This window comes from Ochrobactrum sp. Q0168, from assembly GCF_016427605.1.
GTDB lineage: Bacteria > Pseudomonadota > Alphaproteobacteria > Rhizobiales > Rhizobiaceae > Brucella.
Map to the genome: position 1 here is coordinate 465,695 of NZ_JAELXQ010000002.1, position 13,750 is coordinate 479,444.

Genomic DNA, 13,750 nt, shown 5'->3' on the forward strand with positions numbered 1-13,750 from the left:
CGCTCCGGTACTCGAAAATCACCATTTTCGCACACACATGCCGCTTTTTGAGTCAGGCTCTCACAAATACAAAGCGCGGCTGTTGAAAAACACCGCGCTTTTTGTTTAGTTCGCTTTAATCGATTTAAAATCCAATTCAACAGTAGACCGAGCCATGATCCTTTGTTGCGGTGAAGCCCTGATCGACATGCTGCCACGCGAAGCCGCGACCGGCGAAACAGCCTTCGTGCCTTTTGCGGGCGGTTCGGTTTTCAACTCGGCCATAGCGCTGGGGCGGCTTGGGGTGCCGACCGGCTTCTTCTCCGGCATTTCCTCCGATTTCTTCGGCGAAGTGCTGCGCGACACACTGGCCCGCTCCAATGTCGATTATTCCTTTGCCGCCATTTCGGATCGCCCGACGACGCTTGCCTTCGTTCGCCTCGTGGACGGTCAGGCGCGCTATGCTTTCTATGACGAGAATACGGCTGGCCGCATGTTGTCCGAAAGCGATATGCCTTTCGTGGATGAAAGCATCGACGCCATGCTGTTTGGCTGCATCAGCCTGATTTCCGAGCCATGCGGCAGCGTCTATGAAGCGCTGATGACCCGTGAAGCGTCAAAGCGCGTCATGTTCCTCGATCCCAATATCCGCGCCGGTTTCATCACCGACCGTGAGAAGCATCTGGCCCGCATGAAACGCATGATCGCGCTGGCCGATATTGTGAAACTGTCTGACGAAGATCTCAACTGGTTCGGCGAACATGGCAGCCACGACGAAATTGCCGCCGAATGGCTGAAGCTCGGTCCAAAGCTGATCGTCATCACCAAGGGCGCCCATGGTGCCGATGCCTATACGGCCGGTGCAACGGTGCGTGTGCCGGGCGTCAAGGTTGATGTGGTGGACACAGTTGGCGCGGGCGATACGGTCAATGCGGGCATTCTCGTCAGCCTGCATAATCAGGGCCTGCTCAACAAAGGTTCAATCGAGCACCTGAACGAAGACCAGATTCATTCCGCTGTAGCGCTTGGCGTTCGGGCTGCCGCCGTCACCGTTTCCCGCGCGGGCGCAAACCCGCCTTGGGCTGCAGAAATGCGGGATTGATTCCGTCATCTACAGATAAGACAGCACCTTCTAACCTACGCCATTGACCCGACTCAATTCCCGCCTTCTATAGAGAGTGGGTGGGAGAGAATCGAATATGGCGAAGGACAAATCAGTGGACGTCTTGCGCATCGCAGCCTTCTCGCAAGGCAATCAGGGCGGCAACCCAGCAGGCGTGCTGATTGCGGACCGCCTTCCCTCTCCAGAGGAAATGCAGAAAATTGCCAAGGAGGTTGGCTTTTCTGAAACAGCATTCGCCGCGCCGGATGGCGAAAACTGGCGCGTGCGCTATTTCGCGCCGGAAATGGAAGTGCCGTTCTGCGGCCATGCCACCATTGCGCTCGGTGCAGCGCTGGCCATGCGGATGGGCGACGGACATTTCAATCTGAAGCTCAATAACAGCACGATCAGCGTGGACGGTCGCAAGGAAGGCGAGCTGTTCGCCGCCAGCCTGCAATCGCCGCCGACACGCAACCGTGCAGCCGCAGAGGTTGAGGTGGAGCAGGCGTTGTCGCTGTTCAGCTACGACAAGGAAGACCTTGCGCCGGGCATTCCGCCTGCGCTGATCCATGCAGGCGCAGACCATATCCTGTTGCCGCTGCGCTCACGCGAAAAGCTTGCCTCGATGCATTACGATCTGGCGCGTGGCCGCGTGATGATGAAGCGGCAGGGCTGGACGACCATCCTGCTGATCCATTCGGAAACGCCACAGCGCTTCCACAGCCGCAATCCGTTTGCTGCGGGCGGCGTCTATGAAGACCCGGCGACCGGCGCCTCCACGGCGGCGTTTGCCGCCTATCTGCGTGATATCGGCTGGCCGCATGGCGGCGAGATCGAAGTGTTTCAGGGCGAGGACATGGGAAGCCCATCCCATATCCGCGCCCAGATCGGCACGGAACGCGGTGGATCGATCCGCCTTTCCGGCACAGCGCGACTGATGGAATAGAAACGCAGCTCGTAACGTCAAGAAGCGGCTCGTCATACCCTGACGAGCTGATCCACTCTCTCTTCATTGCCGAAGAATTTGAGATAACGCGCTACTTCCTTCGGGTCGCCTGTCGCTTTCTGCGGATTGTCGGAAAGCTTGACCGCCGGGCGACCATTGGCATCCGTGACCTTGCAGACCAGCGAAATGGCATTCAGCCCTTCGATGTTTTTCGGCGCGCACCCGATGAAGTCATTGGTGAGGTTGGTGCCCCAGCCGAAGCTCATGCGCACGCGGCCTTCGAAGTGACGATAAGTATCCTCGATCGTATCGACATCCAGCGCGTCGGAGAATATCAAGAGCTTTTCACGCGGGTCCTTGCCGCGTGATTTCCACCATTCGATGATGCGTTCACCGCCTTCGACGGGCGGAGCGCTGTCTGGACGGAAACCCGTCCAGTCGGCGACCCAGTCCGGCGCATTGCGCAGGAAGGCCGCCGTGCCGAAAGCATCCGGCAGGACGATGAGAAGATTGCCGCCATAGTAGCGGTTCCAGTCCTGCAACACGCGGTAAGGCGCGGTGCGCAGTTCCTCATCGGTCTTGGCGAGTGCGGCCAGCACCATCGGCAATTCATGCGCATTGGTGCCGAGCGCTTCAAGGTCGGTATCCATGGCCAGAAGCACGTTGCTGGTGCCCGTGAAGGAATCGCCGATGCCTTCCTTCAACGCTTCGACGCACCAGCGCTGCCACAGAAACGAATGGCGGCGGCGGGTGCCGAAATCCGAAATCTTCAGATCCGGCAGCAGGCGCAGCCGCTCCACCTTGCTCCACATCTTGGCCTTGGCGCGGGCATAGAGCACATCGAGCGAGAACGGCCCGAGATTTTTCATCGCCGCGCGCGAACGCAACTCGTTGATGATGGCAAGAGCTGGAATCTCCCACATGGAGGTGTGAGACCATGGCCCATGGAAATGCAGCTCATACTGCCCGTTCTTGCGACGAAGCTCATATTCCGGCAGTTGGAAATCATGCAGCCATGCCAGGAATTCCGGCTGGAAAATCTGCTTGCGGCCATAGAAGGTATTACCCGCCAGCCAGATCATTTCCTTTTTGGAAAAGCGCAGCGTGCGCGCATGATCGAGCTGCGCGCGCAGTTCACCCTCGTCGATCTCGTCGGCGAGGCGTACCGAGGACGTGCGGTTGATGAGCGAGAAGGTCGCGTCCACCTTGGGGTAGAGGCCCCAGATCATCTGGAGCATCAGAAGCTTGTAGAAATCCGTATCCAGCAGGCTGCGGATAATCGGATCGAGCTTCCAGGCGTGGTTATAGACGCGGCGCGCGATATCAGTTCTGGCCATCACGGCCTCCAGCAAACAATAAGTATCCGATGGCACAGGCATCCGGATCTACTTAGAGCATTTCCAGCAAAAGTGCGTAGCGGTTTTGCGTCGGATAATGCTCAAGAATAAGCCCTGAGTCGTGCAAAAGGCGGGTTTTCACCCGCCTTTTTAATCATGTCATACGTGTTTGGGAAGCTCTACCACGATTTCGTGTTCGCCATCCGGCTTGATCGGCACGCCTTCCTCCGGTTTGCCGACCTTGCGACCGTTGAGCTTGATCGACTTTTCCTTGGCGCCAGCGACAACCTTAACCCGGTAGAGTGCCTCGCCGAAGCGAAGTTCGGCCTCATAGCCATCCCATTCCGGCGGCAGCGCCGGATCGAGATGCAGCCGGTCGCCGCGCTTTGTCACACCGAGAATACCTTCAGTGGCCACGCGATAGAACCAGCCTGCCGAACCCGTATACCAGGTCCAGCCGCCCTGTCCGCGCCGCGGCTCGACGGAATAGATGTCGGCTGCGATCACATAAGGTTCGACGCGGTAGGTGTCCGGGTTGCGGCCATGATTGACCGGGCTGATCAGCGAGAACAGACGCCAGGCTTCCGCCGTCCTGCCCATGCGGGCCAGCGCCAGAATGGCCCAGGTTGCGCCATGGGTGTACTGCCCGCCATTCTCGCGAACGCCCGGCGGATAGCCCTTGATATAACCCGGCTCCTGCACGGTCTTGTCGAAAGGCGGCGTGAAGAGGCGGAGCAATTCGCCCTCCTCATCCAGCAGACGCTTTTCGAGAGAAGCCATCGCCTGTTCGGCGCGCTTTGGATCGGCAACACCGGACAATACGCTCCAGGACTGCGCAATGGCGTCGATCTGGCATTCGTCGCTGTCTTTCGAGCCAAGCGGCGCGCCGTTGTCGTAGAACCCACGACGATACCATTCGCCATCCCAGCCATCGCGGTCAAGCGCCGCCGTCAGGCTTTCCAGATGCGCTTTCCAGATATCGGCGCGCGTCTTGTCCTTGCGCGCCTCGGCAATCGGGATGAACTGACGCAGCGTATAGGCCAGGAACCAGCCAAGCCACACGCTTTCGCCTTCCCCCTTCACGCCGACAAGATTCATGCCGTCGTTCCAGTCGCCGCCGAGGATTAGCGGCAGACCGTGCTTGCCGGTGCGCTCGACCGCGAGGTCCAGCGCCAGCGCGCAATGCTCGTAAAGGCTCACCGTGTCCTTGGAGATTTCCGGCTCATAGAAGGCATCATGCTCGCCCTCTTCCAGTTTGCGCCCCACAAGGAAAGGCAGCCTTTCATCGAGGATCGAACGGTCTCCCGTCGTCTCGACATAAAGCGAGGTGCCATAGCCGAGCCAGACCACATCGTCAGATATCAGCGTGCGCACACCGGCGCCGGTGGCAGGCAGCCACCAATGCTGGACATCGCCTTCCGGGAACTGGCGCGATGCCGCATTGAGGATCTGTGCCCGCGCGAGCGACGGATCGATGAGCAGCAGCGACAGCGTGTCCTGCAACTGGTCGCGGAAGCCGAAGGCCCCACTGGCCTGATAGAAGGCGGCACGCGCCCAGATACGGCATGCAATCGCCTGATAAGGCAGCCAGCCATTGACCAGAAGATCGAAGGCCGGGTCTGGCGTCTTCACCTGCACGCGGTTGAAGAGCGTTTCCCACTGGTTTTTCGCCGCCTGAAGCTTGTCTTCGAACGACGCTGTGCGGATGTCGGAGATCAGCTTCTTCGCCTCAGCCTGATCGACAGCATTGCCGAGCAGGAACACCAGTTCGCGGCTTTCGCCCGGTCCGACTTCGATATCGAGCGCGAGCGCCGCGCATGGATCGCGTCCGGCTTCCACGGTGTTGGAGAGCCCCTTGCCTGCAAGCACGACTTCCGGCCTGTCCACCGAACCGGTGGTGCCGATGAACTCGCTGCGATCAGCCGTTACCGATTGCGGCTTTTCGGTCGCGGCAAAAAAGGCGATCTGGCCCGACTTGTCTGGATGATACGGATTGCCCGCAAAGAGCGCGCCCAGTTCGTCATCATGCGAGGGCACGATGAAGGGCACGTTCTTGGCGCGGGCATTGCCCAGCACCCATTCGACATAACCATAGGCGCGCAGCTTGCGCCTGGAGCGGCCCTTGTTGGTCACCGTCAGGCGCGACAGGCGCACCGGCTTGTGGGCATCGACGATATGGGTCAGCTCCAGCGCCAGTTCGCCATGCTGTGCGGCGAAGGTGCTGTAGCCATGGCTGTGGCGGGCTTCATAGGTCACCGCCTCATCACGCAGCACATTCGACGTTGGCGCGAAGGTGCGGCCCGTTTCGCGGTCGAGGATATAGATCGCCTCGCCCGGACGGTTGGTGACCGGATCGTTGGCCCATGGGGTCAACTGATAGTCGCGGCTGTTGCCAGCCCAGGTGAAGGCCGAACCTTCCGCCGAGACATGGAAACCGAAGGACGGATTGGCGATCACATTGATCCACGGATGCGGCGTGTTCGTCAGGCCATTGACCCGCACGACATAGCTGCCGTCTTCCGCAAAACCGCCATAGCCGTTCCAGAACCGGAGATCGTCGCCCGACGGCGCCGGACGATTGGCGACCTTCGGCTTGACCACCGGGCGGCGTTCTTCCGTGCTGATGCCGCCGCGCTCGATAATGGCGGGTGCAAGACCGGCAGCGCCGAGACCTTGAACAGCCGCCTGACCGCTCGTCGCCGACTTGGCATCGCGGGCGGCCAGATCGACCGTGATTTCCTCGCTGCGGCGCAGCTGTTCGGCAAGCGAGCCATTCTGCGCATGCATGACGATGCGCGCCGAAGCCAGAAGCGTGTTGTAGCTTTCGTCGCTCATCTGGTCGCGGCGGACCGCAAAGATATGGGGTTGTCCGCCACCGCGGGCGCGGAAACCTTCCACGATCCAGTCGATGGCGCGCTGTGTGTCCTGCGCATAGGAGAAGGCGCGTTCGTTGACCGCCACCACATCGACGGTGAGGCCCTTCGAGCGCCAATATTCCTGCGCGCGCAACACGCCGCGCAGCACTTCGAGATCGGCTTCATTGTCGATCCGCAGGGCGAAGATCGGATAATCGCCGGAAATCGACATCGGCCACAGATCGGATTGTTTGCCGAGACCGCTGGCGATGGTTTCCGGCGGCTGGCGCAAGGTCCGCTCGGGATAGAGCAGATAGGCCGCCACTTTCTGATAGTCGGCTGCTTCTGCCGGCTTGATGCCGATATGATAGAGCTGCACCTGCGAGCTCGTCCACGACAGCGAGAACTCGCGGGCAAAGCTTTCCGGATGACGGTGCATCGCGACAGCATGTTCCACCGCATCGCGACTGCCACCGGCGAAGGTCCAGAACACAAGGCTCACCTTCTTGTGCGCCGGAACGCGGACGCGTGTGCGCACCGAAGCAATCGGGTCGAGCACGCAGCCCTGGCTGCCGGTAAACTTCGCACCCGGCTCGAAGGCAATCGCATCGCGCAGGCTGCGGCCACGACCGATGAAGGCACGGCGGTCGGTTTCAACCTCGATTTCACGGATGGCGCCGGTCAGATCGGTGACGAAATGCGCCACATGGATATCCGGATCGGACGGCGCACGCTTGCGGCGCTTGGCGTAGATGGTCGAACCGTTATCGGCGATCTCGGTTTCGACGAACATCTTGGCAAAGGCCGGATGGGCGGCGTCGCTGTCCTTGTCGGTCAGCACGAGTTCTTCATAAGAGGTAACTTCGATGATGCGGTCACGCGCCGAGGTGTTGATGATGTCGAGCCTGCGCCCCTCACCGTCATATTCCGACGAGACGATCACTTCCATCACGGTCTTGATGTCACCGGCGGTCTTGTAGAATTCCGCCTTGTCTTCGGTGAAGACCGTCTTGGTTTCCTCGTCCGGATTGCGCACCGGCTCGCCGGTGGCCGACCACCAATAGCCGCTTTCCATATCGCGCAGGAACAGGAACGAGCCCTGAAGGTCTTCCGACGCATCGGCGTGGAAACGGGTGATATCCCAATTGTGCCAGCGGCTGTAGCCGGAACCATTGGCCGTCACCATCAGTGCATATTGGCCGTTCGACATCATATGCGTGGTGCGCGGCGCCTTGAACGGCTTGTCGATGATGCGCATCGGCGCATCGTCGAAACCGCCCGAATCCACGCGCATCGGATTTTCCGTCTTGGCGTAGATCATCGGGATTTCGCGCGGTGCTTTTTCCTGCAGCAGCAGTTCGGCGGCTTCGATCACCGGATCGGAGTGGAAACGCTCCCGCATGCGGCCTTCGAAGATCACATTGTTGACCGCGATGATCGCCATGCCATGGTGGTGCGCATAATAGTTCTTCACGACCGCGCAGGTTTCGCCTTCGCGAACACGCGACGGGGTGAAGTCCACCGAATCGTGGAAGCCATAGCGACCCAGCGCGCCAAGCTTTGCCAGACGCTTGAGGTTGGCGACAGCCGCCGCTGGCTGATATTGCGATGCAAGCAGGCTCGCATAAGGCGCGATGACCGCATTGCGCGACAGGCCGCGCTGCAGACCCAGATTAGGCACGCCGAAATTGGAATATTGGTAGTTCAGATGCGCATCACGCGCATTGAACGCCGCTTCCGAAATACCCCATGGCAGACCGCGCGAGGTCGCATAGTCGATCTGACGCTGCACCACGAGCTTGTTGGTCTGGTCGAGCAGCGAACCGAGCGGCTCGGACATGACCAGCGGCGGCATCAGATATTCGAACATCGAGCCGGACCAGGAGAGCAGAGCGCCCTTCCAGCCCACCGGCACCAGAAGACGACCGAGCTTGAACCAATGCTCGACCGGCACGTCGCCCTTGGCAATGGCGAACAGGCTTGCCAGACGCGCTTCGGAAGCCAGAAGATCGTAGCAGCTTTCGTCGAGTTCGTTTTCCTGCACGCGGAAACCGATCGACAGAAGGCGGCGTTCCTTCCGCTCCAGGGAGCCGAACTGCATGTCAAAGGCCAGCTGACGCGAACGGGTCGCGAGATCGCGCAGGCGTTCGCGCAGCGCGTCGGTATCGCGTTCACCCATGGCGTCATCGGTATGCGCCTGGCAGGTATCGACCAGAAGACGCGCCCATTCCTTGGCCTCGGCGCTGGCAGGCGTCCCGATCTCGCCGTCGAGTTCTTCCATCAATCGCACAATGTCATTGGCGAAAAGCGACAGATTGATCGTGCGGAAGGACGCCGTTTCCGGCTCATCCTTGATGGTGCGCACAGCGCGGCGGAAATTGGCGATACGCTCTTCCAGACGGCGGCGCAATGGACGCAGGATGCGGCGGTCGTCGGGGATATTGGCGATTGTTTCCTCAAGAATGTCGTTGACGTCGAGGATGCCGTCGAGATCGCCCTGCACATAAACGGACGGTGCTTCCGCCCATTCTTCGAGCGCCGAAGACAGCGTCACCAGATGGCCGGCGAGATTGCCGCTATCGACCGCCGAAACATAGAGCGGGCGCATCGGGGCGAGCGTGTTGGTTTCGTACCAGTTGTAGAGATGGCCCTGATACTTCTCCATCTTCTCCAGCGTTTTGACGGTCGCCTCGACACGCTCTACCGTTTCATCAAAGCCGATCCAGCCGAAATCACGCGCAGCGACAATCGACAGAAGATAGACGCCGATATTGGTCGGCGAAGTGCGCTGCGCCAAGATCGGCAGCGGATCTTCCTGGAAGTTGTCCGGCGGCAGATGATGGTTTTCCTCATTGGCGAATTCGGCAAAGTAACGCCAGGTCCGGCGCGCATACCGGCGCAGATCGGACTTGTCCGACGACAGAACCTCAAGCGTGTCCTGCGGTTTGGCCGAACGGCTGACGAGCCATGCGATCAGCGGCGAGACGAACCAGATGACCGCGAAGGGCGCGGCTATCAGCGCCGCTTGGCTTTCTGCGGCGAGCGGGAAGAGGATCGCGAGACCCGCAATGGCCATGGCTGGCCACATCAGCTGGAAATAGAACAGCAACGTGTCGGGCGACGTCTTGGCCTGAGCAGCCGTGCGCCATTCCAGAAGATTGCGGCGCGAAACGAACAGGCGATAGACAGTGCGCGCAATGGCATCGGCCATCAGGAAGGCCGAATGCGCGATGAAGGTGGTGCGCAACGCCACATCCGCCGTGCCGAGCGCGATATCGGTCAGCACCGATTGCGCATGGCCCTTCAGCGAATAATCCATATTCACCGGGATGAGATTGGTGACGATGCCGAATGTCGGCGCGACGAACATGCTGACGATCAGGAAGGCCTGCCAGACGGCAGCCGGACCCAGCGGCAGCACGCTCCAGCCGACCACAGCGGCAAGCAGCCACAGGATCGGGTTCAGCGAACGGCGCAGATTGTCCACCATCTTCCAGCGGGTCGTGGCGCTGACGCCGCGATTGGTGGAAAACAGCCATGGCAAAAGCTGCCAGTCGCCGCGCGCCCAGCGATGATGGCGCGACACGTCGACATTATAGCCGGTCGGATAATCTTCCACGACTTCCACGTCGCTGACCAGTGCCGCACGGGCATAGCCGCCTTCGAGCAGATCGTGGCTCAGAAGCGTGTTTTCCGGAACGCGATCCTTCAGCGCCGCCTCGAAGGCGTCGATGTCGTAAAGACCCTTGCCGGTGAAGGTGCCTTCGCCGAGTAGATCCTGATAGGTGTCGGAAACAGCGAAGACATAAGGGTCGATGCCGCGATTGACCGAGAAGACGCGCTGCAGGAACGACGCCTCGTCGCCGGTGGTCAGCGACGGCGTGACGCGCGGCTGCAGGATGCCATAGCCGCGAACGACCTTGCCGGTCTTTTCGTCGATGACCGGGCGGTTCAGCGGATGGCTGAGCTTGCCGGCCAGATTGGTGACGGATTCCGGCGTCAGACGCGTATCGGCGTCCAGCGTCATCACATATTTGATTTCCTTCGGCAGACGCTCGTCCGGCGGGAAGAAGCTCGTATCCTGATCGCCGCGCAGAAGCAGGTTCAGCTCGTGCAGCTTGCCGCGCTTGCGCTCCCAGCCCATCCAGCAATTCTGCTTGTCGTTGAACAGGCGACGGCGGTGCATGAGGAAGAAGCGCGGCTGGTCGCCGCCCGTATAATGCTCGTTGAGCTTGGCGATTTCCTCACGCGCATAGTCGTAGATTTCCATGTCCGCAGGGGTGATTTCCTGCTTCGCATCCACCCAGTCGCTGACCAGCGCGAAATAAATCTCGCCGCGCGGATTGGTGAGATAATGGACTTCCAGATTGCGGATCTGCTCGTCGATGGAATCGCGCGAGGTGATGAAGGTCGGCACGGCGACAAGCGTGCGCGCTTCTGCAGGCAGGCCTTCCTTATATTCGAAACCGATCAGACGCGTCGGCTGCACGAACCACGGCACCAGCGCATTGAACAGCGAATAGGAGGCGTCCATCGCCGGGAAGATCGCCAAAAGCGTGAACAGCGTGCGCAGATCGGTCGAAAGACCGGCGCGGATCATGCAGTAATTGACCAGCAGCAGAATGAGGATCGTGAAGATCGCCGTCGGGATGAACAGCCCGAGAAGTCCAAGTCCGCGATAGAAGCGCAGCGCCTTGACGCCGAACGGCGCCTTGTAACCGCAGACCTTTTCCAGTTCCCTGCGACCGTCGCCTGAAAGATAGTAGGCGATGGAGCCCTTGCCTTCGGCTTCCGGATGGCCGGCCTGCTCGGCGCGCTGGCCCTCTTCGGCAAGCTTGAGCGCCGCCCAGGTGATATCGATTTCGCTCATATCCGAATAGCGGGCGAGCTTTTCAATCGTGACGCGATAGGCGTTGCGCGAGCGGAAATCCAGGAGTTCGAAATCGCTGTGATCACGCAGGATCGCATCGACCTCGTTGACGGTTTCAAACCAGGTTTCCCAATCCACGTCGTCGATGGATTTCAGGCTGCGGATGATGTTGCCCATCGTCACGCCGCCGGTGGACTGGCGCGCATGTTCCTCGACGATGGCGTCTTCCGGGTTGCTGCCTTCCTGCTCCAGAATCCTCTCCAGCCAGCTTGCCGCCGCCGTCGTGTCGGTGGAGGCGGAACGCAGACGATAGAGAAGATGCGTGGCAAAGGTGCTGTCGCGAGCGGCCTGCGCATATTGCGCAAGAACCGAATCGAGCTCCGCGCCGTCGGCGACCACGATGCGGTCGGCAGCGGTATTGGCGAGATTGCGCATGATGCGCGCGCGGTCGACGCGCAGCGCCAGACGACGCGCATTTTCGATCAGGAAATAGCGAACTGCGGATGGCAGCGCCCACAACTCGCCGATCTTGAGCGGCTCGACTTCCTGAAAGCCCTTTACGATGGCCGTCAGGGTTTTGAGCGAAAAATTGCTATCCGTATGAGCGACATAAAGCCAGGCCAGCGCGAAAATGCGCGGCATGCCTTCCACTGCCTTATAGGGCGGCAACTGGCGAATGAAGCGGCGCGGCAGATCGCGGCGCGCCTGCTGGACATTCTTGTCGATCTGATAGTGGTTATCGAGCAGCCATTGCGCGGCGGGCGTGATGGTCTCACCCGCACGCGACGCAGCGTCGGACGCGCGATAGGCATGCAGAATCAGCTTGCCGTTTTCGGACAGACGCTGATCGAATGGAAACGCCAGATAGCCCGGCAGCGGAATATCTTCCCCCCGCGCAACGGTGCTCGCCAGAACACGCAGCTCATCTTCCGTCTTGTAAAGCGCCCGAATGGGCGCCGGCTGTTCCGGCGGAATCGGATCAGCAGCACCCTGTCCGGTGGATTTCGGCTCCATCGGACTTTCCTGTTTGGGTGTCTTTGACGATATATTCTCGGTTGAGGTTGAATTGGAGTGCGAAGAAGACAATTCCGGCATCTGCCTTAACAGCCTTTCCGAAGGGAGGGGTTATCTGCGGCGGTGGATACTATTTCAGTCCAGTTCAGGGAAACGACAGTATCCTTGATCGGTTCCCTGCTTGTCGCCCGCTTTTGGCCAAAATGCGACGGCGCCTTGTGCTGATATTCAAACCGTTTAAATCGCAACGCACAATTCTTTCCGAACAGTAATGTTGCGTTATAAAATTCAAAGCCTTTTGCAATCCTAACATATTGAAATTTAAAATAATACCACCCTGAGTAGGCCCGCAAGAAATTTGCGGCTACGCTGGCACCCCCAATTCAAGGACAAAAAAAGCGGCTGTCGCGCGAGAATCACCGCGCGACAGCCGCTTTTTGTCGGTTTATTGGATCAAAAATCGCGGTTCAGGCGTCGATTTTTGCCGAGGTTCCAGCCGAAGCCTTTTCGGGGCCACCTGCGGGAAACAGCTTCCAGTAGCGCGGGCGAAACGCGATGCGGCTTTTCTCCGCAGCCGGGTGTTCAGCCGGGATTTCGATCTCGATACGCTCACGCGCGCCGCCCACTTCAAGCTCCACGCGTCGCTTGCCGCCGGAGCGGCGGCTTGCAACCACCGTGCCCGCAATGCAGCCGCCGCAACCGTCGAGCAGTTCCACATCATGCGGGCGGAAAAAGAGCTGCGCCTCGCCGCTTGCCGCGCCCTCGGCGGTAAGGCCGATATTGCGATCCGTCAGCCAGACCTCGCCATTCTCGACCCGGACCGGAAGCGTGCTGGACTCGCCGATAAATCCGTAAACAAAGGGCGAGTTCGGATTGTCATAGACCTCATCCGGTGTGCCGACCTGTTCGATGCGTCCCTGGCTCATGACCACCACGCGGTCGGCCAGTTCCAGCGCTTCGTCCTGATCGTGCGTCACGAAAACCGTGGTATGACCGGTCTTGTCGTGAATCTCACGCAGCCAGCGGCGCAATTCCTTGCGCACGAGAGCGTCAAGCGCGCCGAAAGGCTCGTCGAGCAGCAGGACTTTCGGCTCGATGGCCATGGCGCGCGCAAGCGCGACGCGCTGGCGCTGACCGCCCGAAAGCTGCGCGGGATAGCGCTTTTCAAGACCCTGCAGCTGCACCAGATCGAGCAACTCCAGCGCACGGCGGCGGATTTCGCTGGTGGCCGGACGGGTCGAACCCGGACGCACTTTCAAGCCAAAACCGATATTTTCAGCCACCGTCATATGGCGGAACAGCGCATAATGCTGAAACACAAAACCGACATTGCGCTCCTGCACGCTCTTCTGCGAAGCGTCTTCCTCACCGAAGAAAATCGTACCTTCCGTCGGGGTTTCCAGTCCGGCGATCAAACGCAACAGCGTCGTCTTGCCCGAACCGGACGGGCCGAGCAGCGCGATCAGTTCGCCAGAGCGGATATCCAGCGACACGTTATGCAAAGCCGGAAAACGGGCAAACTCCTTACGCACGTCGGCAACACGAACTTCCATTCCCAATCCTTTCCCCTGCCGCTTCGCGGGCCTTAGAGCGGTTCCGTTTAATACGGAATCGTGGAACCGCTCTATCTATTTGTTTTCACGCATT

At 60.0% G+C, this 13,750-nt stretch carries 5 protein-coding genes; 2 read left to right on the plus strand and 3 right to left on the minus strand.

The genetic code is table 11. The features are described 5' to 3' along the window. Window positions 1–154: 154 nt before the first annotated feature. The gene (locus tag JAU75_RS06485; RefSeq protein ID WP_199055625.1) at window positions 155–1,081 is read left to right on the plus strand and encodes a carbohydrate kinase; all 927 of its coding nucleotides are present in this window, start codon (window positions 155–157) and stop codon (window positions 1,079–1,081) included. Window positions 1,082–1,196: 115 nt separating this feature from the next. Further along, window positions 1,197–2,027, plus strand: coding sequence for a PhzF family phenazine biosynthesis protein (locus JAU75_RS06490; RefSeq protein WP_199056018.1), 831 nt, complete (start codon window positions 1,197–1,199; stop codon window positions 2,025–2,027). Between the two features lie 32 nt (window positions 2,028–2,059). Here JAU75_RS06490 and pncB read toward each other — a convergent pair whose 3' ends face one another. The 3 genes from pncB to JAU75_RS06505 form a co-directional block, all read right to left on the minus strand. Continuing rightward, window positions 2,060–3,364, minus strand: a complete 1,305-nt coding sequence (gene pncB, locus JAU75_RS06495; RefSeq protein WP_199055627.1) for a nicotinate phosphoribosyltransferase — start codon at window positions 3,362–3,364, stop codon at window positions 2,060–2,062. Between the two features lie 159 nt (window positions 3,365–3,523). Further along, on the minus strand, window positions 3,524–12,184 hold the full coding sequence (locus JAU75_RS06500; protein WP_199055629.1) for a GH36-type glycosyl hydrolase domain-containing protein: 8,661 nt from the start codon (window positions 12,182–12,184) through the stop codon (window positions 3,524–3,526). Between the two features lie 386 nt (window positions 12,185–12,570). Beyond that, window positions 12,571–13,656, minus strand: coding sequence for a sulfate/molybdate ABC transporter ATP-binding protein (locus JAU75_RS06505; RefSeq protein ID WP_199055631.1), 1,086 nt, complete (start codon window positions 13,654–13,656; stop codon window positions 12,571–12,573). Between the last annotated feature and the right edge of the window lie 94 nt (window positions 13,657–13,750).